25 protein-coding genes are annotated in these 25778 nt (G+C 63.4%); 9 read left to right on the top strand and 16 right to left on the bottom strand.

Translation table 11 applies throughout. From position 1 onward, the window contains the following. Positions 1-33: 33 nt before the first annotated feature. From BACI348_RS14710 to BACI348_RS14650, 13 genes are all read right to left on the bottom strand, one after another. A complete protein-coding gene (locus BACI348_RS14710) occupies positions 34-990 on the bottom strand; it encodes a pilus assembly protein TadG-related protein (RefSeq protein WP_159826979.1) in 957 nt (318 codons plus the stop codon). After that, a complete protein-coding gene (locus BACI348_RS14705; protein WP_159826977.1) occupies positions 987-1376 on the bottom strand; it encodes a TadE family protein in 390 nt (129 codons plus the stop codon). Before BACI348_RS14705 ends, BACI348_RS14710 begins: the two co-directional genes overlap by 4 nt. A 90-nt stretch (positions 1377-1466) precedes the next feature. Beyond that, a complete protein-coding gene (locus BACI348_RS14700) occupies positions 1467-1652 on the bottom strand; it encodes a Flp family type IVb pilin (protein WP_442858504.1) in 186 nt (61 codons plus the stop codon). A gap of 288 nt (positions 1653-1940) precedes the next feature. Beyond that, a complete protein-coding gene (locus tag BACI348_RS14695; RefSeq protein ID WP_236557572.1) occupies positions 1941-2153 on the bottom strand; it encodes a Flp family type IVb pilin in 213 nt (70 codons plus the stop codon). A gap of 8 nt (positions 2154-2161) precedes the next feature. Further along, positions 2162-3034, bottom strand: coding sequence for a type II secretion system F family protein (locus BACI348_RS14690; RefSeq protein WP_159826973.1), 873 nt, complete (start codon positions 3032-3034; stop codon positions 2162-2164). A 10-nt stretch (positions 3035-3044) separates the two neighbouring features. After that, positions 3045-3998 carry a type II secretion system F family protein gene (locus tag BACI348_RS14685; protein ID WP_159826971.1) on the bottom strand — a complete coding sequence of 318 codons (954 nt, stop codon included), beginning with the start codon at positions 3996-3998 and terminating at the stop codon, positions 3045-3047. Further along, on the bottom strand, positions 3998-5461 hold the full coding sequence (locus tag BACI348_RS14680) for a TadA family conjugal transfer-associated ATPase (protein WP_159826969.1): 1464 nt from the start codon (positions 5459-5461) through the stop codon (positions 3998-4000). Before BACI348_RS14680 ends, BACI348_RS14685 begins: the two co-directional genes overlap by 1 nt. Further along, a complete protein-coding gene (locus BACI348_RS14675) occupies positions 5458-6657 on the bottom strand; it encodes a CpaE/TadZ family protein (protein ID WP_159826966.1) in 1200 nt (399 codons plus the stop codon). Before BACI348_RS14675 ends, BACI348_RS14680 begins: the two co-directional genes overlap by 4 nt. Further along, complete coding sequence (cpaB, locus tag BACI348_RS14670) at positions 6654-7418, bottom strand: Flp pilus assembly protein CpaB (RefSeq protein WP_159826964.1); 765 nt, start codon at positions 7416-7418, stop codon at positions 6654-6656. The genes BACI348_RS14675 and cpaB overlap by 4 nt, the downstream gene beginning before the upstream one ends. Before the next feature lie 20 nt (positions 7419-7438). Then, positions 7439-8434 (bottom strand): pilus assembly protein TadG-related protein, encoded by a 996-nt coding sequence (locus BACI348_RS14665; protein ID WP_268892350.1) that lies wholly within the window; start codon positions 8432-8434, stop codon positions 7439-7441. After that, positions 8422-8820: a TadE/TadG family type IV pilus assembly protein gene (locus tag BACI348_RS14660; RefSeq protein ID WP_159826960.1), complete on the bottom strand. Its 399-nt coding sequence runs from the start codon at positions 8818-8820 to the stop codon at positions 8422-8424. Before BACI348_RS14660 ends, BACI348_RS14665 begins: the two co-directional genes overlap by 13 nt. Before the next feature lie 71 nt (positions 8821-8891). After that, a complete protein-coding gene (locus BACI348_RS14655; RefSeq protein ID WP_159826958.1) occupies positions 8892-9119 on the bottom strand; it encodes a Flp family type IVb pilin in 228 nt (75 codons plus the stop codon). 278 nt (positions 9120-9397) lie between these two features. Next, complete coding sequence (locus tag BACI348_RS14650; RefSeq protein ID WP_159826956.1) at positions 9398-10057, bottom strand: prepilin peptidase; 660 nt, start codon at positions 10055-10057, stop codon at positions 9398-9400. A 301-nt stretch (positions 10058-10358) separates the two neighbouring features. On the opposite strand from BACI348_RS14650, the gene rplM reads away from it, so the two are divergent. The 3 genes from rplM (at position 10359) to glmM (ending at position 12841) form a co-directional block, all read left to right on the top strand. Then, entirely contained in the window at positions 10359-10802 is a 444-nt protein-coding gene (rplM, locus tag BACI348_RS14645; protein WP_009358699.1) for a 50S ribosomal protein L13, read from the top strand. Positions 10803-10840: 38 nt separating this feature from the next. Beyond that, positions 10841-11344, top strand: a complete 504-nt coding sequence (rpsI, locus tag BACI348_RS14640; RefSeq protein WP_050054349.1) for a 30S ribosomal protein S9 — start codon at positions 10841-10843, stop codon at positions 11342-11344. A 135-nt stretch (positions 11345-11479) separates the two neighbouring features. Beyond that, positions 11480-12841 carry a phosphoglucosamine mutase gene (gene glmM / locus BACI348_RS14635; protein ID WP_159826954.1) on the top strand — a complete coding sequence of 454 codons (1362 nt, stop codon included), beginning with the start codon at positions 11480-11482 and terminating at the stop codon, positions 12839-12841. Positions 12842-12905: 64 nt separating this feature from the next. Here glmM and mscL read toward each other — a convergent pair whose 3' ends face one another. From mscL to coaA, 3 genes are read right to left on the bottom strand one after another with little or no spacing between them, the layout of a single operon-like run. After that, a complete protein-coding gene (gene mscL, locus BACI348_RS14630; RefSeq protein WP_159826952.1) occupies positions 12906-13310 on the bottom strand; it encodes a large conductance mechanosensitive channel protein MscL in 405 nt (134 codons plus the stop codon). Between the two features lie 23 nt (positions 13311-13333). Further along, positions 13334-14203, bottom strand: coding sequence for a M15 family metallopeptidase (locus BACI348_RS14625; RefSeq protein WP_159826950.1), 870 nt, complete (start codon positions 14201-14203; stop codon positions 13334-13336). 5 nt (positions 14204-14208) lie between these two features. Beyond that, complete coding sequence (gene coaA / locus BACI348_RS14620) at positions 14209-15174, bottom strand: type I pantothenate kinase (RefSeq protein ID WP_159826948.1); 966 nt, start codon at positions 15172-15174, stop codon at positions 14209-14211. A 136-nt stretch (positions 15175-15310) separates the two neighbouring features. Between coaA and glmS the strand changes: the two genes are divergently transcribed. The 6 genes from glmS (at position 15311) to treZ (ending at position 25695) form a co-directional block, all read left to right on the top strand. Beyond that, positions 15311-17197 carry a glutamine--fructose-6-phosphate transaminase (isomerizing) gene (gene glmS, locus BACI348_RS14615; RefSeq protein ID WP_159826946.1) on the top strand — a complete coding sequence of 629 codons (1887 nt, stop codon included), beginning with the start codon at positions 15311-15313 and terminating at the stop codon, positions 17195-17197. Positions 17198-17314: 117 nt separating this feature from the next. After that, positions 17315-17662, top strand: a complete 348-nt coding sequence (locus BACI348_RS14610) for a holo-ACP synthase (protein ID WP_091721869.1) — start codon at positions 17315-17317, stop codon at positions 17660-17662. A gap of 25 nt (positions 17663-17687) precedes the next feature. After that, positions 17688-19280, top strand: coding sequence for an NAD(P)H-hydrate epimerase (locus tag BACI348_RS14605; RefSeq protein WP_159826944.1), 1593 nt, complete (start codon positions 17688-17690; stop codon positions 19278-19280). Positions 19281-19349: 69 nt separating this feature from the next. Next, the gene (glgX, locus tag BACI348_RS14600) at positions 19350-21605 is read left to right on the top strand and encodes a glycogen debranching protein GlgX (protein ID WP_159826942.1); all 2256 of its coding nucleotides are present in this window, start codon (positions 19350-19352) and stop codon (positions 21603-21605) included. Continuing rightward, positions 21602-23929, top strand: a complete 2328-nt coding sequence (gene treY, locus BACI348_RS14595) for a malto-oligosyltrehalose synthase (RefSeq protein ID WP_159826940.1) — start codon at positions 21602-21604, stop codon at positions 23927-23929. The genes glgX and treY overlap by 4 nt, the downstream gene beginning before the upstream one ends. Further along, positions 23926-25695 (top strand): malto-oligosyltrehalose trehalohydrolase, encoded by a 1770-nt coding sequence (gene treZ, locus BACI348_RS14590; protein ID WP_159826938.1) that lies wholly within the window; start codon positions 23926-23928, stop codon positions 25693-25695. The genes treY and treZ overlap by 4 nt, the downstream gene beginning before the upstream one ends. Positions 25696-25778 lie beyond the last annotated feature (83 nt).

Genomic DNA, 25778 nt, shown 5'->3' with positions numbered 1-25778 from the left:
ACTCCTGGTTAGGGTGGTGCTGGGCTTCGGTTCTTAGAGGACCGGGCGCACGATGGTGGCGCCGTAATTGGAGGTGTTGCCGAGTTCAAAGCCTTGGGCCAGGGAGACGTACTTTACGAAGTAGCCGCGGATGGTCTTGTTGTCCACTTTCGCCCCGGCAGTCCAGCCGATGCTTGCGAAGCGGTAGCCGGTCACATGAAACGCAGCGAAGCCCTTTATGTAATATTTGCCGCTGGAGCCGGTGCCCGTCGCTACGTCGTACAGGGGCAGCAGGACGGTTTGGTTGTTCATTTGGGTGAAGTCCGCAGCGGTGCACATGGACGGGACACTTGCTCCCGTGTCGCTGGAGAACCAGATGCCAGAGGTGGTGGAAGCTCCGGCCGTTGCGTTTACGGCACATGTAGATGAAGTGGTTTGGATCCAGCCGAATCCGCCTGGAATGCCGCCGCAACCGTTCACCGACTGCTCCAGCACCTGCTCGGCGCCAACAGTTCCGCCGTCAGGGATGTTCAGCTTGCAATGAGCTATGGCCAAGGGCAGAATGATCGGCCCCTTGGAGGGGCTGCCCCATTCCGCGGACGCCCGAGCGCCGACCTCTTTGCCCGGGATGCCCAGGACGTCCGCGAAGAAGAGCGAGACAGAGTTGTCCGTCCCGCCCTTTTCCTTGGCGGACGTGGTGACGCTGACTTTTTGCGCAGCCGTCTCCAACTCAATGCTGTACACCTTGCTCATGCCATCGAGGGCGTTCTGGTTCGCCAGGCTGGTGGCGAGGGCGGACGTCGTCGAACAGTCTGGGTTGGTTGTCGCTTTTGCGCACTTCTGGGCTATCGCCAGGGCGGAGGCGTCGGCGCCACTCTGCAGTTGGGCGCGTTCCGAGTGGATGACACCGACGTCAACGGCGATGGCCACGAAGCCGAGGAGGGTCACCAGGAGGATCGCGACGATGACTGAGATGGCCCCGCGCTCGTTTGCAGCTGTGTCTGTGGTCATCCGCCGCACAGCATGACCCCTTTGCCTGTGATCGGGAAAGGCCCCGCGACACCGGTGATGGTGGAAAGCGTGTAGTTGATGGTGAAAGTGGTTTGCGGGCTTGTGCCAGCGGGAATAGTTGAGGGACACACCGTGCCGAACTGTATGTTCGTGTCCTGCAATCCGGGGGAAAGCGAAGCTGCTGCGTTCCTGGCCGCCGAACGCGCGGCGGTCTGGTTCCCGGAGATGGCCATGACGCGGACGCCGTCGCGGGCTGCGTTGGTAAGCGTGATCTGCGCGTTGTAGGCGCGGCCGAATTCGATGGTTCCCAGGACAAGCATCAGGAGGAGGGGCAACAGGATCGCGAATTCGACGGCGGCCGCGCCGCGCTCCGAATCGTGGGACACCTGCTGCACCTCCTCTTGGGTTGCTTGTTTCTGCCGGCAGAGTCCCGCCGTTTCGATATGGGGTCCGGAACGGAAGGGGTGGTTTGCCGACTAGTTGGCGGCGGGGGCGGCAGGTGCGGGAGGGTTGAGGATGTCATCGTTGACGCCATTGAACATGTCAGTAAGCGTGCCCCCAAGGGTGCTGACAGCGACGATGATGACGACCGCGATAAGGGCAACCATAATGCCGTATTCGACTGCGGTGGCGCCCTTTTCGTCGTTGCGAAGACGGGTCATGAGGTTAGTGTAGAGAGAAAGCATTTTGACTCCTGAGCGAGACGGATGGCTGGCCCTGCACCAGCACTAGAACGAAGTTAGCAACGGTTTACCGGGTTCCCGCCTGATCTTGGAACATCCTGCGCAAACGCTTTCACCGCCGCACTTTTCTTGCGCTTTTGCTCGGTTTTCGCTGCGCTAATGCTGGGACTTTGGCCTTACTCGGGCACACAAACGGACCCCCTCGGTTCTGGGTGCCGAGGGGGTCCGGTCTATGGGGCGCCAGATGGCGCGAAGGGCATGTCGTGGCTAGGGGATACCTAGTGCTGTCCTGATGCCCGTGGTAAGAAACCCGAAGACGGAGTCGAGTGCAACCCCAAACAAACCGACTCCGGCCACAATGACTATGGCGATGAAGCCGACCAGAATGCTGTACTCAGTGGCGGTGGCGCCGCGTTCCTGGTCGCGCAAGGCAACGAAGTATGCCGAAGCCACGCCCAAAAGCCGCGTTAGGTGTTTCACAAGTCCTCCTAGGAGAAAGCTGCGACGATGTTCATAACAGCCGGCCCCAGCAGGATGATGAAGAGGGTCGGGAAGATGAAGAAAATCAGCGGAAAAAGAATCTTCACGGGGATCTTCATGGCATGCTCCTCAGCCCGCTGACGGCGCTTGAGCCGCATCTCGTTGGCTTGAACCTTCAGCACCTTGGCGATGGCAATGCCGTAGGCGTCCGCTTGGACAATGGCCCGGATAAAAGACCGCAGATCCGGGACATCAACACGGTCAGACATTGACAGGTAGGCTTCCTTCCGGGAACGACCTACCTGCATGTCCTGCAGAGTGCGGGTCATTTCGTCTGCGAGCGGCCCGCTTCCGTTTTGGGCCGTCCGGGCCATTGCAGCCTCAAACCCCAGACCTGCCTGTACGGAGATCAGCATTTGGTCCAGGGTGTTAGGCAGCTCTTGTCGGATCTTGGCCCTACGTTTTTCCGCGTTGCTGCGCACGAGCAGGTCAGGTGCGAAGTATCCGAAAGCAATGGCAGCCAGGAAGATTGCAAACCTGGCTGGCTCTGGAGAAGCGAGAAAGTAAAGCAGTCCAAGCATCCCGCCAGCGAGCGCCAACAACGGCTTAACGACCAAGAGTCGTTCAAGGGGCCATTCCTTTGGCCGGCCGAGGGCTGCAAGCTGTTTGTCCAGCCAGGCAACGTATCCCGCAGGGGTAATTTTGCGGGCGATGGCAGTCGCATCCACAGAAAAAGTCTGTTGAGACGCATTCCTGGCCCGTTGTCCCAGGTTGGCCTGGATGTTGCGTATGGCTACCCTGTCCGTAGCGAACACCGACCAAACCAAATAGGAGATCGGAAGAACAATTGCCAACATCGCGCCCAGTGCTATTGGTGACATGTCATTGCTCCTAGTACTTAGGCTTGATCAGACGGCTGAGCCAGACACCGCCGGCGGTCAGCATGACAGCGGCAACCCCCAGCATCAGATAGCCGGGCACAGTGCTCGTAAAAGTCTTCGAGTACTGCGGATTAATAAAGATCAACGCAAAGAAGAGGACCACAGGAAGACCCATCAGGACGGCGGCGGACATTTTGCCTTCCGCACTCAGAGCTTTCACTTGGCGTCGGATCTGGTTTCGGTCCCGGATTGTTTCGCCAACATGATCCAAGACCTCTGCCAGGTCCCCGCCAACTTCACGGTGGATTTCGATCGCCTGTGAGATCCATGCGAAGTCCTCACTCCCAGTGCGCTCAGAAACATCCGTCATGGATTCGCCGAGGTCCCGACCGATCCTGGTCTCGTTGACGATTCGGCTCAGCTCTTCCGACATCGGTGCCTCAAACTCACGTGAAGAAGCATCTATTGCCCGGAGGAGGCTGTGCCCGGCACGCATACTGCCGGTCAACATCTGCAGCATGTCCGGCAGTTGTTCGTCGAACTTGCTCTTACGCCTTGAGGTCAGAACGGTGAGATAGGCAAGCATGCCCGCCGGGACGACCGCAAGTGCCAGAACTGCGAAGAAGAGGCCGCCCAGTAAGAATCCCAGAACCGCGCCTGCCAGCGAACCTGCTCCCATCATCAGAAGGAAGTCGGCCGGCTGAGTCTTTAGCCCGGCCCGCTCCAGACGTTCCCGGCTGACCAGGAAATCGTTCTTCCCTTTCAGTCTCTTGTTAATCGCCCCGACAGCGGTATCGGTGAGGAGGGTGAGCTTGGAAGCTGCCGCGGCGACGTCCGGCCGGCGCCTCTCGATCGGAATCACATGACTGGACTTCAGAACCACTGTGAACAGCACGGTGATCGCTGCGAGAATCATCAGCACACCCAGGACCATAGGTGCGATTGAGGCCTCTGGTAGTTCCATCACCGGCTCCTGGCTGCCTGGGCACCGAACACGGAGGGGGAGATCCTGATGCCGAGTTCCTCGAACCTGTCAGTGAAGCGAGGGCGGACGCCTGTGGGTACTGGCTTCCCCAAGAACCGGCCGTTGGCATCGATGCCGGCAGAGTAGTCGAACACGAAGGCGTCTTGGAGCGTAACGATGTCCCCTTCCATCCCCTGTACTTCCGTTACATGCGTTACCCGACGGGACCCATCCCGAAGCCGGGAAATGTGCACGATCAGATTCACAGCCGAAGCGATCTGCTCCCGAATGGCCCGCAACGGAAGATCCATGCCGGCCATAAGCACGAGGGTTTCCAAACGCGCGACCGCGTCCCGTGGCGAGTTGGCGTGAACAGTCGAGATCGAGCCGTCATGGCCGGTGTTCATCGCTTGAAGCATGTCCAGCGACTCACCTCCACGGACTTCGCCGACAACAATTCGGTCAGGCCTCATTCGCAGCGAGTTGCGGACCAGGTCGCGGATTGAAACTTCGCCCTTTCCTTCGATGTTGGCCGGCCGGCTTTCCAGCCTGACCACGTGATCCTGTTGAAGCTGTAGCTCCACTGCGTCCTCAATGGTTACGATCCGGTCCGAAGCCGGGATGAAGGAGGACAGAACGTTCAACATGGTCGTCTTGCCAGTGCCGGTACCCCCGGAAACGATGATGTTCATCCTGGCCAGCACGCAGGCTCTGAGCAGCTCCGCCATCTCTGGCGACAAGCTTCCAAAGCCAATGAGCTTCTCAACCGTGAGTGCTTCCCGCGAGAACTTTCTGATCGTGAGGGAGGCGCCGTTGACGGCCAAGGGCGGGATGATGGCGTTGACACGGGAGCCGTCGGGGAGCCGGGCGTCCACCAAGGGAGAAGACTCATCGATGCGGCGGCCAATTCGGGTGACGATGCGCTCAATCACTCGCCGCAGGGCTTCTTCGCTGGTGAACTTGGTATCAGTCAGAAACAGTTGGCCGTTGCGCTCCACGTAGATCTGGTCCGCCCGGTTCACCATGATTTCCGTGACACTGGGGTCGTCGAGGTAGCGCTGCATAGGGCCGTGACCCAGAACGTCGTCGATTATCTCGCGGGTCAGCCGTTGGCGTTCCCCTTGCGACAGAGGTACCTGTTCTTCGTCGACCACGGCCCGCAGTTCATCCTTGACGAACTGGTGTAGCTCGGACTCTTCAAGGGACGAGTCGGTGATCCTTGAGCCAAGCCGTTCATACAAGGCCTGGCTCGCCCGCTCCTTCAGCCCCGCCAGTGCTTCGCTCGCGATTCCTTCAGTGAGTTGGACGTGTGTGGAAGCCTGAGATTGTTCGGCGGCCTGGGCCTGCTGCAAGGCGCTCAGCGTAGCTGTCGGCGCCTGCGGTGCAGGTGAAGTGTCTATGCTCACATCGGGAGTGCTGCTTCCATCGGAGCGCAGCCTGGCAAATCGGTTAGAGAGTGTCATTGCACTACCGCCCTTCTGTGGAGCTTCTTGCGTGGGGCTTCCCAGTTTGGTTTGAAACGGTCAACCAAATGCCGGAGGCCCTTGGCTGCAGAGTCACGGCTCCCGTCCTGCAGGAGGGGAACACCCTTGTTTGTTGAAAAAGGGACAGTCCGTGAACGGGGGAGCACAATGTCGACGGGAGCTCCGATGGTGGCCTCCACATCCTGGACGCTCAGGCCGGTCTTGCGGTCGGCCATGTTGAGGACAACGTGCCGGTGGTCTGGGAGGAGGTCGAGTTCGGAAAGAATCTGGAAGCCCGTCCGCAGGCCACGAATGCTGGGTACGTCCATTCCGCAAACCCAGACAGCGTCTGTGGCCTGCTCAAGGGTTGCCAGCACATGCTCACCAAGACCAGGTGCCGTGTCTACGACTACATACTGGAACTCGGCCCGCAGCTGACGCAGAAGATGGCTGACATGTTCGCCTGTGATCCTGTCCATGTCGATCGGGTTGCGGGGGGCGCACAGTACGTAGATGTTGCCTGGATGAAGAGAGAGGTAGGTCTTGAGTACCATGGCATCCTGGCTCGCGGCTCCGACTACGGCGTCGGTGATGGTGAAATCAGGATCGAGCATGAGCCCGCTGGCTATGTCACCGAACTGAAGATCGAGGTCAACCACCACTACGCTCATCGGTGCTATCTGCCCCAAGCCGATGGCCAGGTTGCTCGCGATCGTAGTCTTGCCAACGCCGCCCTTCGGCGACATGACTGCGATCACCCGACCGCCTTCAGCAGTTGGTCGCTCTGCCGTATTAGGGCCCAACCCGCGACGACGTCCTGCAGCAGCCAGGCTGGCCCGCTCCACCAAGGCGCGGACCTGATCCATGTCTGCGGACGGCGGCATCAGGTCCCGGATACCGGAGCGCATGGCACTCAAGGCAAGCTCGCCGTCGTCGTCTGCGGCAAGCACGATGCTGATCTCCGGGTACTGCAGATCCATCACGGCAGCGAACTTTAGCGCCTCGTCCTTGGGCAACCCCGGCCCCAGGATCAGAACTTCAGGCGGTTCTCCGGCCTGCTGCCGAAGGATGTCATCCGGAGATTCGGGCAAGTACGCGGCTTGAAAGAATTGCAGGGATCCGCTGAGCGGAGCCACCGATGCTCGAACCTTCCGCTCGTACTCTACCGACGGTGATATCAAGATAAAGCGGCTCATTTGAATACCTTCGTCTGATTGACAACACCGCTGGTGCCTTCAGTCGCATCAGCCGGCTCCTTGGAAAGGTAGACCTTGCCGAACTCGGCCGCGTAGACCAGTTTCTCGGTATCCACAGCGTCACGAGCGAAGGTGATCAGGTACGAATCGCTCGACGTCTGTGCGGACTTGTCGGCGTTCAGTGACCCTGTGGAGCTCGCCTGGGTGGCTTGAGCCTGGGTCTGGGCGGCTGCCCCCGAACTGAACTGAACAGCCGTCACCAGGACCTTGTGGAACGTGAGCTGCGTGCCGTTAGCACCACCGGAGTCAGCCATGGAGATGAAAACGCCTACCGTGTCACCGGCCTGGATTTTGCCGCCGACAACTCGTTCGATTCCCAGACGGAGGGTGATCTCCTGCAGTCCGGCAGGAACGGCGACCCGTGAGGGGCCGAGATACGCGTTTGCGTCGACCAACCGGCTGCTGAGCAGTTGCTCGCCCGGGACTAGTGCCACCGAGGTGACCATGGATCCCAGGGCGCCAAGATCCTGTACGCCATCGGCTGCCACGGCGCTGCGCGGCACAGGCTTCGAGATGACGTACTGTGACAGTTGGCTTGCCGGCGTTCCAGCCGGCACCTCCTGTTTGACCACCAGGACGTCCTGCGTTTCCGTGTTTGCAAGGGCGCGGCGGTCCGCGCCCTGGACGTAATTGAAAAGAAGGACGGTGCCTATGATTGCGACAACTAATGCGGCAATGCCTCCCAGTAGGCGTGCTTTCATTGCTTTCCCCTTGGTAGTGACTACTTGATGAGTTGAGGTGGGAGTGTGGCCCCGCCTTCGCTGTAGCCACCTCCCGTGTAAAGGCTGGGGTCGGCTACCCACTTCTGGAAGTGCCCCTGAATCCCGTTTTCCGATCCGCCGCATTTGCTTGCAATCAGCGAGTAGTTACCAGCACAGTCACTTCCACCGATCTTGAAGCCTTCCAGATAGAAGGCTGCGAAACCTTTGATGTAATACACCGCGTTATCTCCGGTGCCGCTGGTGCCGCTGAAAACGGGGATAAGAACTACTTGGCCCACATAGGATGCCATCGCCCCTTTGCTGCACTCAGATGGCATGCTCGCGCCCGTACCCGATTTGACGAACGGCAACGTAGTATCCTCATTCGTGGCGCTTGGCGGGTAGACCTGAGACGTGCACTTGCTGTTGATGGTCTTGATAAATTCAAAACCGCCTGGGATCACTTTCCCCGATGAAGAGGAATCCCCGGCACAGTTCACGTTCTTACCTTTGCTGAACATGGCCACTGTTTTGCCAGAAAAGTCGAACTGGCATGGCGCAAATGTCATTGGAAGAGTAGCCGGACCGGTCAAGGGGGCTCCGCCCCACGTCGCGGTCGCGCTGGCGCCGACTGTGACCGGGCCAGCGTCAAGTGCGCTGGCAAAAAGTTTCACTAGAACGCTGGATGACCCGGTTTTTGTTGACGTAGATACAGTCACCTTCCCGGGTGCGGTCAGGTCAACGCTAGCGTTGCTGGAGTTGTCATTCGAATTAGCATTTGCTAAAGGTGCCGCAAGTGAAGGGGCGCAGGGGCCGGGATCGCAGCTGCGTGCCACTGCCAGGGCACCCGCATCCGCTCCATTCTGAAGTTGGGCCCGCTCAGTGTAGATTTGACCGACGTCAACGGCCATGGCGCCAGCTCCAATGAGGACGAGCATCATCACGGCGACTGTTACTCCCGCCGCTCCGCGTTCGCCTTCTTTCGCAGACCTCAGCTTCTTGACTAGCCGCCGCATTGCATTGCTCCTTTGCCTGTAACGGAGAGCGTGGTGCCGAAGAACCCTGTCAATGACGAGCCGCTGTACTTCACCGTCACGACGGCGGTTGAGGCTGGCGTCGTCGCGGGGCAGGTTGCGGCCGAGTAGTCGAATGTGAGCAGAGAAGCGTCGATTGAAGGTGCGCCGGCTTTGCCGGCCGTGGTTGCTTTCGTCGCATCCTTGGTGATCGCCATCGTCCGGGCAGCCTCACGGGATGCTTGGGTCACTGAAACCTGGATGTTGTAGACGTTGGCAAATTCGACTATCGCAATGATGAGTGCGATTAGGATCGGAGCAACAAGGGCGAACTCTACGGCGACTGCGCCTCGCTCCTTTTGCTCAACATTTTTGTACCTGCGGTTCACCGTGGCTCCCTGGTCGGTTGGCAAAATGACGAAGGGCCCGCGCGTCGTGTGACGCGCGAGCCCTTGACCAATCAGGTGGCAGGGGTGCCCGTCTTGGTTACCCAGCCACCGACGGTGCCACCGAGGTTGGTGAACCACGTGTTCAACGCCGTTCCAAAGATTCCAACGCCGGCCACGAGGACAAGAGCGATAAGCCCAACCAGGAGTGCATATTCGGTTGCTGTGGCACCCTTTTCGGAGGAGAAGCGATCCTTGACGCTGGCGACGAAAGCCATCATCGAGACCATGAGAGAAGCCATTGTATTTTCCTTTAATTCGGTGAAATGGGTTGTTTGATTTCAACGAATTTCCAGCTGCCCCCATAAGTCCTTAGCGGCTGGACTTCGCTAAGAAGAGATTGTCATTCGGGGGCTGGGCCAACAATGCGTAGTGGTACTCGATTTTCTTATGGGGTAAAAAAAGTACGTACTCGAAAGATTGGCGCAGTACTCGGAAAGGTAAGCAAGTAAATTGCCACGCTACTTGGACCGGGCGCGCAGCTGATCAGAGGTGGCGCCCGAAATGGCGCCGGAGAAAGTTACGGGAGCAGCAGGGTGACCACCAGCGTGGCGCCTAGCATCGAGGGGCCGTGGGCTACCTCTGTGGCTTTGCTCCGGTTTTTTTGACTCAGAATCATGACTGCTATGAGGCCGTTCAGGATAAAGCCCAAGAGGCCTCCGTAGAGCAGTTGACTCCAGCCTGAGTACCCGAGGTAGAGACCGACGGGCGCTGCGAGCTTTACATCGCCCATCCCGATGCCTCCGGGCGAAATTAGACCCAAGATTAGGTAGCTGGCAAACAGAACGACTGCCCCAAGAAACGCACGCAAGAGATCATCAGCATGCTTATCGAATAACCCGGGCATTAAAAAGAGTAAAAAACCACCCGCCAGCAGCATTATTACAAGCGGGTTCGGCAGCAAATGCAGTGCCACGTCAATCCGGGCGAGTTGAACGCCCAATGCGGCCAGAAATATAAAGGCCGGCAGGGCAAGGCTTACTCCAAAGCGTAGAGTAAAGGCTGCGCACGCCAAGGCGGTGAGTGCCGCCGTCGTGATCCTGACAGGAAGGGCGGGAAGCCCGCCCAAACGGGGAAGTCGCTTGGCGATGAGGACCTCGGCGAGGGGGGAGATGGCAAAGCCCAGGACTCCGGCGCCGACGACCAAGAGCCACTCTGGAGAACCGTCATGACCCGTCATAAACACTGCGACCCCCTGCGTCCGTCAGGCCGGTCAGCGCTGACGCAGCATCCGGCTACCCCATTTTGACCCCGAACCCCTTAACGCGCTAATCTTGGTAGTCGTTGTGCGTGTCCTATTCCGATGGTGCGTGCCCGCTTGAGAATCCGGTTGCAGGATGACTACTCAACGTGCACATTCGGAACCTCAGGATGACTGGTTACATAGAGCCCTCACCTCTGTTCCGGTAGCGCGCAGACAGTAGGTGCACGAGCTAGTGACACCTAAACAAGAACGCCAGAACAAGAACGAGGCAAACACCGTGCGTACGTACACCCCGAAGCCCGGCGATATCAACCGCCAGTGGCACGTCATTGACGCCACAGACGTTGTCCTTGGTCGTCTTGCAAGCCAGACCGCAATCCTGCTGCGCGGCAAGCACAAGGCCACCTATGCATCCCACATGGACATGGGCGACTTCGTCATCATCATTAACGCTGAAAAGGTCGCCCTCACCGGCGCCAAGCTGGAGCAGAAGCGCGCATACCGCCACTCCGGCTACCCGGGCGGCCTGACCTCCGTCAACTACGCGGAACTCCTGGAATCCAACCCGGTCCGCGCCGTTGAGAAGGCCATCAAGGGAATGCTCCCCAAGAACTCGCTCGCTGCACAGCAGCTGGGCAAGCTGAAGGTATACCGCGGTGCTGAGCACCCGCACGCCGCCCAGCAGCCCAAGACTTTCGAAATCACCCAGGTCGCCCAGTAGTCCTGGCCACCAAACAACTTATCTATACAAGGAGAACCGTGGCTCAGAACGAAGAGACCACCGAGGCCGTCGAGGCCGAGGAAACCCTGACCAGCTACACGTCTGAAAGCTCAGCTGCTGAAGCTGCGCCGAAGAAGGAGCGCCCGGCACTGACCGTTGCCGGCGCAGCAGTTGGCCGCCGCAAGGAAGCCGTTGCACGCGTTCGCGTTGTCCCCGGCTCCGGCAAGTGGACCATCAACGGCCGTGCGCTGGACAACTACTTCCCGAACAAGCTGCACCAGCAGGACGTCAACGAGCCCTTCAAGATCCTTGATCTCGAAGGTGCCTACGACGTCATCGCCCGCATCCACGGCGGAGGCATCTCCGGCCAGGCCGGCGCCCTGCGCCTCGGCATCGCCCGTTCGCTGAACGAGATCGACGTCGAGAACAACCGCGCCACGCTGAAGAAGGCCGGTTACCTGTCTCGCGACGCCCGCGTCATCGAGCGTAAGAAGGCCGGTCTCAAGAAGGCCCGCAAGGCCCAGCAGTACTCCAAGCGCTAAACACGTTTGCCCAGAAGCCCGTTCCGCCATTGGCGGGGCGGGCTTCTGCCGTTAACAGCGGGTTTGCTACGACGCCCAATTGACTGCTGACCTGCCGTTTCAAGCCTCCCCGTACCCATCCTCTAGACTTGACCGGTGTCTAGATTATTTGGAACTGATGGTGTCCGGGGCCTGGCGAACGGTCTGTTGACCGCGGAGCTTGCCATGCAGCTGGCCCAGGCGGCCGCCGTCGTGCTCGGCCACGACCGCAACTCCAACGGCTCCCGGCCGCGCGCCGTGGTGGCCCGTGACCCGCGGGCCAGCGGCGAATTCATCGCCGCCGCCGTGGAGGCCGGGCTCTCCAGCTCTGGCGTTGATGTCTATGACGCGGGTGTTCTCCCCACCCCCGCGGCGGCCTATCTCGTGGCCGACCTGGACGCGGACTTCGGCGTGATGATCTCCGCCTCCCACAACCCGGCTCCGGACAACGGCATCAAGTTCTTCGCGCGCGGCGGCCAGAAGCTCCCCGATGAAGTGGAGGACGCCATCGAGGCGCAGATGTCCAAGGAAGCGGTCCGCCCGGTGGGTGCAGACGTCGGGCGCATCCAGCGCTTCTCCGACGCCGAGGACCGCTACATCGTCCATCTTCTCCAGACGCTCCCGCACAACCTTGAGGGCCTCAAGGTGGTCCTCGACTGCGCCCACGGCGCCGCGAGCGGCTGCTCCCCGCAGGTCTTCAAGGACGCCGGCGCTGACGTCGTCGTCATCGGGGCCGACCCGGACGGCCACAACATCAACGACGGGGTTGGCTCCACCCATCTCGGCCCCCTCAAGGAAGCTGTGGTGAAGTATCACGCTGACTTGGGTATCGCCCACGACGGGGACGCGGACCGCTGCCTCGCCGTGGACCACGAAGGCAATGAGGTGGACGGTGACCAGATCATGGCCATCCTCGCGCTGGCCCTGAAAAAGTCCGGCAAACTCAGGGACGATGTCCTGGTCGCCACGGTGATGAGCAACCTCGGCCTGAAGATCGCCCTGCGGGACGCGGGCATCAGCATCCGCGAAACGGCCGTGGGGGACCGCTACGTCCTCGAGGAAATGCGCGACGGCGGGTTCAACCTGGGCGGCGAACAGTCCGGCCACGTCATCTTCGCCGACCACGCCACCACGGGTGACGGCGTCCTCACCGGCCTGCAGCTCGCCGCCCAGATTGCACTCACCGGGAAGCCGCTCAAGGAACTCGCCACGGTAATGACCAAGCTCCCGCAGGTGCTCATCAACGTTAAGGGCGTGGACCGCACCAAGGTGCGCAGCAACGAAGTCCTGGCCCAGGCCGTAGCCGCCGCCGAAGCCGCCCTGGGTGACACCGGCCGCGTTCTGCTCCGCCCCTCCGGCACCGAACCCGTGGTCCGCGTGATGGTGGAAGCAGCTGACGAAGAAACCGCGCAGTCCATCGCCGAGCACCTCGCCCAGGTGGTCCGTGCAGAGCTCGCCCTGGAACTTGTCTCCGAATAACCCAGACCAAACAAAAGCGGCCCGCCTCCGTCAGGAGCCGGGCCGCTTTTGTAAGTGCAGTAAGTTACAGGCTGCGTTCCTTCAGCGCATCGCGGATCTCCGTGAGAAGCGCGATCTGTGGGTCCTCCGCCGACTCCTTCTTCACGTCCTGGTTGATCCCCAGCCGGCGGTTCCGGCGTTCGATCATCAGGTTCATCGGCATCACCACAACGAAGTAAATGGCGGCCGAAATCAGCAGGAAGTTGACGATTGCCGTCAGCAGGACGCCGAACTCGATGGCGTTGCCGTTGAGTTCGACCCGTGCGAAGCTGTCGAAGTTGGGGGAGCCCACAATAGCGGCAACAAAGGGCATCAGGACCTTGTTCACCAGCGCCGTCACCACGGCGCCGAATGCGGTGCCAATCACGACAGCAACAGCAAGGTCAACAACGTTGCCCTTCATAATGAAGTTCTTGAATCCTGTAAGCATAGGAATCACGCTAGCCCATCCGTTCATAAATACCCCGGTGCCGCCTCGATGCCGAAGTACTCCTCCAGCGTGTTGATGCCGCGGTTCGCCATGTCCGTGGCCGCCTCCACTCCGACGTACCGCAGGTGCCAGGGCTCGTAGTAGTAGCCGGTGATGGGGTGGAACATCCACGGATACCGCACCACAAACCCGAACCGGTGACCGTTCGCCTTCGCCCACACCGCCGCGGGCTGTTCCGCGAAGCACGGCTGGAAAGCACACGCTCCTCCGCCGTCGGCAATGTCGAACGCCCAGCCGGTCTGGTGCTCCGAGTAGCCGGGCCGCGCGCTGGCCGTATCCGCGTCGGCCTGCCCGCGCGAGGCGACATATCCGTTGTAGGTGGCCACCTGCGTCGTATAGGACCGGTAGCCGCTCGCCAGGACCATCGCCACCCCTTGCTGCGCGGCCGCCGCGAACATCGACTCGGCCGCGGCCGCCGTCGTGCCGTTCAGCAGCACGGACTCGCCGGACGCGGTGGTCGCCACGGCGGGCTGCACCAGGTCCGTCGGGACATAGTCCGCGGGAACAAGCGGCCGGCGCTTGTTGACCACCAGCCACGGGCTCGCCGGGTCAGTGAGCGAGTACTGCCGCGGCAGGGCAGAGGAGGGCGACGGCGTGGGGGACGGCTCAGAAGGCGGGGGAGCCGGAGTGGCCGCCTCCGCCGTCGTAGTCGCCGAGGAGATAGAGGGTGACGCGGAAGGGGAGGCCGACGACGGCGCCACCGCCTTGGGTGCTTCAGGCGTGCAGGCAGTCAAAACAGTTAGTCCTGCCCCCACCGCGAGGAAGCGGGCGAAGGTGCGCCGGGTGGTTGCCGCCTCCCCGGGTCCGGAAGTAGGTGGGCAGTGGTAGCACACCTGTGCTAGACCTTCCGGAGCAGCATGCGGCGGATGGAATGGTCCGCTTCTTTGGTGAGCACCAGCTGGGCCCGGCCACGCGTGGGGAGGACGTTCTCCTCCAGGTTGGGCTCGTTGATGCGCTTCCAGATGTCCCGTGCAGTGCTTTCGGCTTCGTCGTCGGAGAGGCTCGCGTACCGGTGGAAGTAGGACTCCGGCTGAGCGAACGCCGTGCTGCGCAGCTTGCGGAACCTGTCCACGTACCATTCCTCAATGTAGGAGGTTTTGGCATCCACATATATGGAGAAGTCGAAGAAATCACTCAGCGCCAGCCCCTGTTTGCCGTCATGCCGGGGCCGCGCCGGGGCCAGCACGTTCAGCCCTTCAACAATCAGCACGTCGGGGCGGCGGACCACCACTTCCTTGCCGGGGACGATGTCGTAGGTGACATGCGAGTACCAGGGCGCCCGCACTTCCTCGGCACCGCTCTTGATTTCGCTCACAAAACGCAGCAGCGCACGGCGGTCATATGACTCCGGGAAGCCCTTGCGCTCCAGCAGCTGCCGCCGCTTCAGCTCGGCCAGCGGGTACAGGAAACCGTCCGTGGTGATCAGTTCCACGTTCGGGGTGCCGGGCCAGCGCCGCAGCATCTCGCGGAGCACTCGGGCAATGGTGGACTTGCCCACAGCGACAGAGCCTGCCACGCCGATCACGAAGGGGGTGCGCTGGGTCTGCTCGCCCAGGAAGGTGGTGGTGGCGGCATGCAACTGGCCGGCCGCCTCGACATACAGGTGGAGGAGCCTGGAGAGCGGCAGATAGACCTCCCGGACTTCCTTCAGGTCCAGGGGGTCGCCAAGGCCGCGGAGACGGAAGATGTCCTCCTCGTTAAGAGGCTGTTCCATCTCGTCTGCGAGCCGGGACCAGGTCTGCCGGTCCAGCTCAACGAACGGGGAAACACCTTCGCCGTTCGCTTCGTTGCGTTGCACAGTCACTTTAGAGATTCTGCCCCCAGCCCGGCTGAGAGCGAAATGCGGGCAGCCTGGCGCGCACTGTTGAACGCAACACAAGCGGCCCTGTGCACGGCTGCCTGGTTTAGATCTGGCGGCCCCTGCCGATAGTCTTGAGCCTATGTGTGGAATCGTAGGATACGTGGGCCGTTCTGTTAACGGCGGAAGTCACAGTGCGCTGGACGTGGTTCTTGAAGGACTGCGCCGCCTGGAGTACCGGGGCTACGACTCCGCAGGGGTCGCTGTTGTGTCCCAGGGTTTGATTGAGTCCCGCAAGAAGTCGGGGAAGCTGAGCAACCTGCTCGCCGAACTGGAGGAGCGCCCGCTGCCGGAAACGGTGACCGGCATCGGGCACACCCGCTGGGCCACCCACGGCGGGCCGACGGACCGGAACGCGCACCCGCACCTGGCCGACGACGGCAGGCTCGCCGTGATCCACAACGGCATCATCGAAAACTTTGCCGAGCTCAAGCTTGAGCTGGTCGAAAAGGGCGTCACCTTCCTCTCCGAAACGGACACCGAGGTGGCCGCGGCGCTGCTGGCGGACATCTTCCGGAACAAGCTCGACGGCGATGCCTCCAACGGTCGCCTGACCCGCGCCATGGAACTGGCCTGCCAGCGGCTCGAGGGCGCCTTCACGCTCCTCGCGGTCCACGCTGACCAGCCGGACGTCGTGGTAGCGGCCCGCCGCAACTCACCCTTGGTGGTGGGCCTGGGCGAGGGCGAGAACTTCCTCGGTTCGGACGTGTCAGGGTTCATCGACTACACCCGCCGCGCGGTAGAGCTGGGCCAGGACCAGATCGTCACCATCACCGCGGATACGGTGGAGATCACCGATTTCTTCGGCAACCCGGCCGCGGGCAAGGAATACCACGTGGACTGGGACCCCGCTTCTGCCGAGAAGGGCGGCTTCAGCTCGTTCATGGAGAAGGAAATCCATGACCAGCCCGACGCCGTGGCGCAGACGCTGCTGGGCCGATCCGACCTGGACGGCAAGCTGACCCTTGATGAGATCCGGATCGACCCGGAACTGCTGAAGCAGGTTAACAAGATCATCGTGCTGGCCTGCGGTACCGCCGCGTACGCCGGCACCGTGGCCAAGTACGCGATCGAGAACTGGTGCCGGATCCCCACGGAGGTGGAGCTCGCCCACGAGTTCCGCTACCGCGATCCCATTCTGGACCAGAACACCCTGGTGGTCTCCATCAGCCAGTCCGGCGAGACCATGGACACCCTGATGGCCGTCCGCTACGCCCGTGAGCAGGGCGCGAAGACCATCTCGATCTGCAACACCAACGGCTCCACCATCCCGCGCGAGTCCGACGCCGTGCTGTACACGCACGCCGGCCCGGAGATCGCGGTGGCCTCCACCAAGGCGTTCCTCGCCCAGATCACCGCCGCGTACCTGCTCGGCATGTATCTGGCCCAGCTGCGCGGCAACATCTTCTCCGGCCAGATCAAGGACGTCCTGGCGGACCTGTCCAAGATCCCGGAAAAGATCCAGACCATCCTGGACGGCGCGGGCCCGCTGCGCGAGCTCGCCCGGAGCATGGCGAACGAGAAGTCGGTGCTGTTCCTGGGCCGGCACGTGGGCTACCCGGTAGCCCTCGAAGGCGCGCTGAAGCTCAAGGAAATCGCGTACATCCACGCCGAGGGCTTCGCCGCCGGCGAGCTCAAGCACGGCCCCATCGCCCTGATCGATGAAGGCCAGCCGGTGTTCGTGATCGTCCCGTCCCCGCGCGGCCGCGAATCGCTGCACGCCAAGGTGATCAGCAACATCCAGGAAGTCCGCGCCCGCGGCGCCCGCACCCTGGTCATCGCCGAGGAAGGCGACGAAGCCGTGAAGGCCTACGCCGAGCACGTCTTCTACGTCCCCGAGACCCCCACCCTGCTCATGCCGCTGCTGACCACCGTCCCGCTGCAGATCTTCGCCGCGGAACTCGCCGCAGCCAAGGGCTACGACGTGGACCAGCCGCGCAACCTCGCCAAGAGCGTCACGGTCGAGTAACCGGTTTTCACGGACAGCGGAAACCCCAGGCCCAACAGCCCGGGGTTTCCGCTTTTAACGGCTCCTGCGCTGCGCGGTGGCAGGGAGGGTAACGGGCGTCACCGTAGAATAAGCCGCATGATTGTTGGCATTGGCGTAGACGTTGTAGACATCGAGCGGTTTGGCCGCCAGCTTGAGCGCACCCCCGGCCTGCGTGACCGGCTGTTCGTTCCCGCCGAGCGCGAGCTGAACACCCGGTCCCTGGCCGCGCGGTTCGCCGCGAAGGAAGCAGTGGCCAAGGTCCTCGGTGCGCCGGCCGGCATGAACTGGCAGGACTGCTGGATCGGCCTGGACCACAACGGGCCCACCGTCCAGGTCAAAGGCACGGTCCTGGCCGTCGCCGAGGCCAAGGGCGTCAAGCGCTGGCACCTCTCCATCAGCCACGACGGCGGCATCGCCACGGCCACTGTCGTGGCGGAAGGCTGACCGGCGGGCCGACGCCACCGACACCGTGATCAGCGCCTACACCGGAACGCAGGTCCGGCACGCCGAGGAACCCCTCCTCGCTGCCGGCCTTGGTGATGTCCTCATGCAGCGCGCCGCCCACGGTCTGGCCCACGCCGTCATCCGGGAGCTGAAGGCCCGCGGCCTCCGCACCTACGGCGCCCGCGTCGCCGTGCTCACCGGCAAAGGCAACAACGGCGGAGACGGCCTGTACGCCGCCGCATTCCTCGCCGGCCGGGGAATGCGTACGACGGCGGTACTCACCGCAGACGCTGCCCATCCCCAGGCCTTGGCTGCTTTTGGGCGGGCAGGCGGCCGGGTCCGGCACCTGAGTGAAACGGCACTCGCTGAGTTGGCCGCCGAAGCGGCGGACGCCGCCGTGGTGATTGATGCTGTGCTGGGGACGGGTGCCAAAGGCGGCCTGCGGGGGAGCGCCGCCAACCTCGTCCAAGCCATCGCGGAGGCCCGGACACAACACGGCCAGGGCTTTGTGGTGGCCTGCGACCTGCCCAGCGGCGTGGATGCCGATACCGGCGCAGTCTCGGAACCGGTACTTCCCGCGGACCTCACCGTGACATTCGGAGCTGCCAAATCAGGCCTGCTCGCGGATCCCGGCGCCGACTTTGCGGGCCGCGTGGAAGTCGTCACCATCGGCATCGAAGACCACCTGGAAACCCCGGAGCTGCGCCGGCTCGAAGACATGGACATGGCCCGCCTCCTGCCGCACCCGGCGCGGCGGGCGCACAAATACTCGCGCGGAGTCCTGGGCGTGGTTGCCGGCTCCGCAGACTACCCGGGCGCCGCCGTCCTTGCCTGCCGCGGCGCCCTGGCCGCTGGCGTGGGAATGGTGCGCTACCTCGGGCCGCCGGAGGTCGCGGACCTGGTGCGGCAATCCTGCCCCGAAGTGGTCTGCAGCAGCGGCGCGGTGGCCGACAACCGCGTCCAGGCCTGGCTGGTGGGCTCCGGAATGGGGCCGGGGGACCATGACCAGCTGCAGCGCGCCCGGGACGCCGTAGCGTCCGGCCTGCCGGTGGTTGCCGATGCCGGCGCCCTGCCCGCCCTGCCCGACGCACTGGCCCCCCACGTGGTCCTCACCCCGCATGCGGGCGAACTCGCCGCACTGCTGGCAAGGCTCGGCCGCGATGGGGACCGCCCGGCGGTGGAAGCCGGAACCCTTGCCGCTGTCCGCCGGGCCGCCGCCTTGACCGGTGCCACCGTCCTGCTCAAGGGGGCCACAACGCTGGTGGCCGCACCGGGAGGGGATGTCTTCAGCCAGGCGGACGGGACGCCGTGGCTCGCCACTGCCGGCAGCGGCGACGTGCTCGCGGGCATCATCGGTGCGCTGCTCACCCAAGCGGCCCCCGACGTCGAACGCTTTCATGAGGTTGGTCTGGCGCCTGAGGCAGGCTGGGCTGCGGTGGCCGCGCTGGGAGCGGCGCTGCACGGCAGAGCCGGGAGGGCGGCGTCGGACACGAACTCCGGCGGCCCGATCGCTGCTGGCGGAATCGCCGACTCTTTACCTCAAGTGTGGGGTAAAGTAAGCACGCTTAGTAACTCTGGGGTCCGGAAACGTAATAGTCACACCCAGCCGTTACGGTAGGCATAAGTTCGCACGGACAGCAGAAGCGTTCCATGGGCCTCTGCTGTCGAATCATAAATGAGGAGCATTATGGAAGTCTGGCCTGGATCGGCTTATCCCCTTGGCGCCACGTTTAACGGAACCGGCACCAACTTTGCGCTGTTCAGCGAACGTGCCGAAAAAGTGGAACTGTGCCTCTTCGACGAGGACGGCGAGGAAACCCGCATCACCCTGGACGAGGTGGACGGGTACGTCTGGCACTGCTACATCCCGCAGGTCCAGCCGGGCCAGAAGTACGGTTACCGGGTCCACGGACCTTACGACCCCGCCTCGGGCAACCGCTTCAACCCCCACAAGCTCCTGCTGGACCCCTACGCCAAGGCCGTCCATGGCCAGGTTGACTGGGACCCGTCTCTGTTCACGTACAACCTGGGCGAGCCGGACTCCATCAACAACGAGGACTCCGCCAGCCACATGATGATGGGCGTGGTCATCAACCCGTTCTTCGACTGGGAAGGCGACCAGAACCTCCGGATCCCTTACCACGAGTCCGTCATCTACGAAGCCCACGTCAAGGGCCTCACCCAGCTGCACCCGGAGATTCCCGAGGAACAGCGCGGCACCTACGCCGGCGTGGCGCACCCGGCCGTCATTTCGCACCTGCAGAAGCTGGGCGTCACCGCCATCGAGCTCATGCCCGTGCACCAGTTCGTCAATGACGGCACCCTGCAGGACAAGGGCCTGAACAACTACTGGGGCTACAACACCATCGGCTTCTTCGCGCCGCAGAACACCTACAGCTCCACCGGCGACACCGGCCAGCAGGTCCAGGACTTCAAAGCCATGGTCCGTTCCCTGCACAAGGCCGGCATCGAGGTCATCCTGGACGTGGTCTACAACCACACCGCCGAAGGCAACCACCTGGGCCCCACGCTGTCCTTCAAGGGCATCGACAACGCCGCCTACTACCGGTTGATGGAGGGCGACGAAAAGCACTACATGGACTACACCGGCACCGGCAACTCGCTGAACGTCCGCCAGCCGCACTCGCTGCAGCTGCTGATGGACTCGTTGCGCTACTGGGTCACCGAGATGCACGTGGATGGCTTCCGCTTCGACCTCGCCTCCACCCTGGCCCGCGAGTTCTACGACGTGGACAAACTGTCCACCTTCTTCGAACTCATCCAGCAGGACCCCGTAGTCTCCCAGGTCAAGCTCATTGCCGAGCCGTGGGACGTGGGGCCCGGCGGTTACCAGGTGGGCAACTTCCCGCCGCAGTGGACGGAGTGGAACGGCAAGTACCGCGACACCGTCCGCGACTTCTGGCGCGGCGAGCCTGCCACGCTGGGCGAGTTTGCCTCCCGCATTACCGGCTCCGCTGACCTGTACGAGCACTCCGGCCGCCGGCCTGTGGCATCCATCAACTTCGTCACCGCACACGACGGCTTCACCCTGGCGGACCTGGTGTCCTACAACGAGAAGCACAACGACGCCAACGGCGAGGGAAACAACGACGGCGAATCCCACAACCGGTCCTGGAACTGCGGCGTTGAAGGCCCTACGGACGATCCCGAGGTCCTGTCACTGCGGGCCCGCCAGCAGCGGAACTTCATCGCTTCGCTGCTCCTGTCCCAGGGCGTGCCGATGCTCCTGCACGGTGACGAGCTGGGACGCACCCAGCAGGGCAATAACAACGGGTATTGCCAGGACTCCGAGCTGACCTGGATCAACTGGGAAACCATCGACCAGCCCCTGGTGGAATTCACCGCCGCAGTCAACGCCCTGCGCGCCAAGCACCCAACCTTCCGCCGCAGCCGCTTCTTCGACGGCCGTCCCGTCCTGAGAGGCGAAGGTGAGCGGCTGCCGGACATCGTATGGCTGGACCCCGAGGGCGAAATCATGAAGCCCGAGGCCTGGGACAGCGGCTTCGGCCGGTCTGTTGGCGTGTTCCTCAATGGAGACGGCATCCAGGGCAAGGACAGCAGGGGCCGCAGGATCACCGACGTGAACTTCCTGCTGTACTTCAACGCTCACGACGACACCGTCAAGTTCACGCTGCCCTCGGACGAGTTCGCTCCTGCCTGGGACATCATGATCGACACCGCCGGGCACAACGCGGACACCGAGCCGGTTACCGCCGGGGTTTCCCTGCCCGTGGAAGCCAAATCCCTGGTGGTTCTGCGAGCCCACCAAGTCGAGGAAGTAGAGCCTGACCACTCGGTGGCCGCCTCCCTGGCAGCCTTGACCCAGGCCACTACAAGCGAGGCTGAGTCCATCAGCACCCCTGTGATCGCTGAACCCGGGAAAACAACAAAGGTGGGCTCGCGGAAGGACAGCAAACAGTGAGGGTCCCGGCCTCCACCTACCGCCTCCAGATCCGCAGCAGCTTCACTCTGTTTGATGCCGCCGAGCAGGTCCCGTACCTGAAGTCGCTCGGGGTGGACTGGGTGTACCTTTCACCCATCCTGACGGCGGAGCAGGGCTCGGACCACGGCTACGACGTGACCGATCCCTCCGCCGTTGATCCGGAGCGGGGCGGCCCGGAAGGGCTGCTGGCGCTGTCCCGCGCGGCACGGGAGCACGGTATGGGCGTTCTGGTGGATATCGTGCCCAACCACGTCGGTGTTGCCACCCCGGTGCAGAACCCCTGGTGGTGGTCCCTGCTTCGGCTTGGGCGGGAGTCGCCGTACGCCGAGGCGTTCGACGTCGAATGGGAACTGGCCGGAGGCAAGATCCGGCTGCCCATGCTTGGCTCGGATGAGGACCTGGACAAGCTGGAGATCAAGGACGGCGAGCTCCGCTACTACGACCACCGCTTCCCGATCGCTCCCGGCACGTTCTCGGAAGGGGACTCGCCGCAGGAGGTGCACAGCCGCCAGCACTACGAGCTGATTGGCTGGCGCCGGGCGGACGCCGAGCTGAACTACCGGCGCTTCTTCGCCGTGACCACGCTGGCCGGGATCCGGGTGGAAAACCCGCACGTGTTCGAGGAAGCCCATGCCGAGGTGGGCCGCTGGTTCCGCGAGGGGCTGGTGGACGGCCTCCGGGTGGACCACCCGGACGGCCTGGCCGACCCTGTGGGCTACCTGCGCTGGCTGAAGGACCTCAGCGGCGGCGCCTACATCCTGGTGGAGAAGATCCTCGAGCCGGGCGAGACCCTGCCGGGGGAGTTCGCCACGGAAGGGACTACCGGGTACGACGCCCTGGCTGACGTGGACCGGGTTTTTGTTGACCCGGCCGGTGAGCAGGCGCTGGACTCGCTGGATGCCGCGCTGCGGGGCTCTGACGTTCCGGCAGACTACGCGGAGATGATCCGTGGCACCAAGCGGATGATCGCGGACGGGATCCTGCGGTCCGAGGTGCTGCGGCTGGCCCGGCTGGTTCCCGATTCCCACGGGCTTTCGGTGGAGGCGGCGGCTGATGCCCTCGCCGAGATCATTGCCGCCTTCCCGGTGTACCGGTCGTACTTGCCCACTGGCGCTGACGTCCTCAAGGAAGCCTGCGAGTCCGCCGCGGCATACCGGCCCGAGCTGGAGGTCGCGGTGGGTACGCTGTTGCCGCTGCTCCTGGACCCGGCCGACCCGCTCGCGGTCCGCTTCCAGCAGACCTCGGGCATGGTGATGGCCAAGGGCGTGGAGGACACAGCGTTCTACCGCTATACCCGGCTGGGCACGCTGACGGAGGTGGGTGCTGAACCCACCGAGTTCGCCGTGTCACCGGAGGAATTCCACCGCCGGATGGTCCGGCGCCAACAGGAGCTTCCCCACTCCATGACCACCCTGTCCACCCACGACACCAAGCGCAGCGAGGACGCCAGGGCCCGGATCTCCGTCATTGCCGAGGTGCCGCAGGAGTGGAGCGAAGCTCTGCAAACCCTGCGCAAGCTAGCCCCGATTCCGGACGGGCCCTACGAGAACCTGCTATGGCAGGCCATTATTGGCGCGTGGCCGGCGAGCAGGACGCGGCTCCAGGGGTATGCCGAAAAGGCTGCCCGGGAGGCAGGGAACTCCACCAAATGGACGGACCCTGACGAAGAGTTCGAGTCCCGGGTCAAGGCCGCTGTTGATGCGGTGTTCGACGACGAGCGGGTCACCAGGGTGGTGGAGGACTTCGTGGCGCGGATCGATTCCTACGCCGCCTCCAACTCGGTGTCCGCCAAGCTGGTCCAGCTGACCATGCCGGGTGTTCCGGACGTGTACCAGGGCAGTGAGTTCTGGGAACGGTCCCTGACCGATCCGGACAACCGGCGCCCGGTGGACTTCGCAGTCCGCCAGGAGGAGCTGGCAAAGCTCGACGGCGGCACGTTGCCTGACGCGGGAACGGAAGCCAGCAAGCTGCTGGTCACCTCGCGCGCCCTCCGGCTGCGCCGCGACCGGCCCGAACTGTTCCAGGGCTACACCGCGGTGAGCGCGTCCGGCACTGCGGCAGGGCACCTGCTCGCGTTCCACCGCGGAACGGAAGGAACGCCCGGCGCCTTGACGCTGGCCACCCGGCTGCCCGCCGGACTGGCGGCCGGCGGCGGCTGGCGGGACACCGCCGTCGAACTTTCAGTCCCTGTCCTTGACGAGCTGACCGGCGCCGCGTACGGGCCCGGCGCGGTTTCGGTGGCTGATGTGCTGGGTACCTACCCGGTGGCTTTGCTGGTACCCGTGGACGGAGATAAAGCATGACCCTCGTCAACAGCGGGCCCGGGCGTTTCGACGTTTGGGCACCGGACGCGCAATCGGTGATCCTGCAGGCGAACGGCCGGCAGTATCCGATGGTTCAGAAAGAGACAGCACCGGGAACAGAGGGGTGGTGGACCGCTCCAGACGCTCCGGATGAGGCTGAAGTGGATTATGGCTACCTGCTGGACGGGGACGGCCACCCGCTGCCCGATCCGCGCTCGCGCCGGCTGCCCGCCGGAGTCCACGAGCTCTCCCGAACCTTTGATCCCTCCGCGCACGTCTGGCAGGACGCCGGCTGGAAGGGCAAGGACCTGCGGGGCTCGGTGATCTACGAACTCCACGTGGGCACCTTCACGCCCGAGGGGACGCTGGACGCCGCCGCCGGGAAGCTGGGCTACCTGGCGGACCTGGGCGTCGACTTTGTGGAACTGCTCCCGGTCAACGGCTTTAACGGCACGCACAACTGGGGCTACGACGGCGTGCAGTGGTACGCCGTCCACGAGGGCTACGGCGGGCCTGCGGCCTACCAGCGTTTCGTGGACGCAGCGCACGCCGCCGGCATCGGCGTCATCCAGGACGTGGTGTACAACCACCTCGGCCCCAGCGGCAACTACCTGCCCAGGTTCGGCCCGTACCTGAAGCAGGGGGACGCCAACACGTGGGGCGACTCCGTGAACCTGGACGGTCCCGGCTCTGACGTGGTGCGGGAGTACATCCTGGACAATCTGGCGCTGTGGCTCCGGGACTACCATGTGGACGGGCTGAGGCTTGACGCCGTACACGCCCTGCGCGACGAGCGGGCCGTGCACATCCTGGAAGAGTTCGGTGCACTGGGCGACGCGGTCTCGGCCGAAACCGGGCTGCCGAAAATCCTGATTGCCGAATCGGACCTGAACAACCCGCGCCTGATCTACCCGCGGGACGCCAACGGCTACGGGCTGGACGGGCAGTGGAGCGATGACTTCCACCACGCCGTGCACGTGAACGTCAGCGGCGAAACCACCGGGTACTACTCTGATTTCGAATCACTCGCAGTCCTGGCAAAGGTCCTGAAGGACGGTTTCCTGCACGACGGAACCTACTCCAGCTTCCGCGGCCGGCACCACGGACGGCCCATCAACGCCTCGCTGGTCCACCCGGCGGCGCTGGTGGTGTGCGACCAGAACCACGACCAGATCGGCAACCGGGCCACGGGGGACAGGCTCTCGCAGTCGCTGTCCCACGGGCAGCTGGCGGTGGCCGCAGTCCTTACGCTGACGTCGCCCTTCACGCCGATGCTGTTCATGGGGGAGGAATTCGCCGCCAGCACGCCGTGGCAGTTCTTCACCTCGCACCCGGAACCGGAGCTTGGCAAGGCGACTGCGGAAGGGCGCATCAAGGAGTTCGAGCGCATGGGGTGGGATCCCGCCGTCGTGCCCGATCCCCAGGATCCGGAAACCTTCCGCAGGTCCAAGCTGGACTGGAACGAGGCCGCCGGCGGAGACCACGCCAGGCTCCTGGAGCTTTACCGCGCTCTCACGGCGCTGCGGCGGGAGCATTCCGAGCTGGCCGGTCTTGGGTTCAGGGAGACGGACGTAACGTTCGACGACGACGCCGGCTGGCTGCGGTTCCGGCGGGGGAGCGTCGAGGTGCTGCTGAACTTCTCCGACGCCAAGGTGCGTCTGGACGATGTTTCCGGAACGGTGCTGCTGTCCACCGACGAGGCAACCGGCCTGGATGGCGAGGCCCTCGCCTTGGCGCCGTGGAGCGCGGCGATCCTGAAGTCCTGATTCCTGCCGGAAAGTTACGCCGCGTGCTGCCGCCTGTCAGCCCGCGGCGTAACTTTCCCGGCATCCTCTGTTGCGCCGGTCAC

Source organism: Arthrobacter sp. 9AX (assembly GCF_902506095.1).
Classification (GTDB): domain Bacteria; phylum Actinomycetota; class Actinomycetes; order Actinomycetales; family Micrococcaceae; genus Arthrobacter.
The sequence above is the reverse complement of the archived record's forward strand: the minus strand, read 5'-3'. Positions and strand labels throughout refer to the sequence as shown.

Bases quoted from the DNA above. Each gene is read 5' to 3' on its own strand.
- BACI348_RS14710 (WP_159826979.1), bottom strand. From the start codon at position 990: ATGACCACAGACACAGCTGCAAACGAGCGCGGGGCCATCTCAGTCATC.
- BACI348_RS14700 (WP_442858504.1), bottom strand. From the start codon at position 1,652: ATGACCCGTCTTCGCAACGACGAAAAGGGCGCCACCGCAGTCGAATAC.
- BACI348_RS14690 (WP_159826973.1), bottom strand. From the start codon at position 3,034: ATGTCACCAATAGCACTGGGCGCGATGTTGGCAATTGTTCTTCCGATC.
- BACI348_RS14685 (WP_159826971.1), bottom strand. From the start codon at position 3,998: ATGGAACTACCAGAGGCCTCAATCGCACCTATGGTCCTGGGTGTGCTG.
- BACI348_RS14680 (WP_159826969.1), bottom strand. From the start codon at position 5,461: ATGACACTCTCTAACCGATTTGCCAGGCTGCGCTCCGATGGAAGCAGC.
- BACI348_RS14675 (WP_159826966.1), bottom strand. From the start codon at position 6,657: ATGAGCCGCTTTATCTTGATATCACCGTCGGTAGAGTACGAGCGGAAG.
- cpaB (WP_159826964.1), bottom strand. From the start codon at position 7,418: ATGAAAGCACGCCTACTGGGAGGCATTGCCGCATTAGTTGTCGCAATC.
- BACI348_RS14665 (WP_268892350.1), bottom strand. From the start codon at position 8,434: ATGCGGCGGCTAGTCAAGAAGCTGAGGTCTGCGAAAGAAGGCGAACGC.
- BACI348_RS14655 (WP_159826958.1), bottom strand. From the start codon at position 9,119: ATGGCTTCTCTCATGGTCTCGATGATGGCTTTCGTCGCCAGCGTCAAG.
- BACI348_RS14650 (WP_159826956.1), bottom strand. From the start codon at position 10,057: ATGACGGGTCATGACGGTTCTCCAGAGTGGCTCTTGGTCGTCGGCGCC.
- mscL (WP_159826952.1), bottom strand. From the start codon at position 13,310: ATGCTTACAGGATTCAAGAACTTCATTATGAAGGGCAACGTTGTTGAC.
- glmS (WP_159826946.1), top strand. From the start codon at position 15,311: ATGTGTGGAATCGTAGGATACGTGGGCCGTTCTGTTAACGGCGGAAGT.
- BACI348_RS14610 (WP_091721869.1), top strand. From the start codon at position 17,315: ATGATTGTTGGCATTGGCGTAGACGTTGTAGACATCGAGCGGTTTGGC.
- glgX (WP_159826942.1), top strand. From the start codon at position 19,350: ATGGAAGTCTGGCCTGGATCGGCTTATCCCCTTGGCGCCACGTTTAAC.
- treZ (WP_159826938.1), top strand. From the start codon at position 23,926: ATGACCCTCGTCAACAGCGGGCCCGGGCGTTTCGACGTTTGGGCACCG.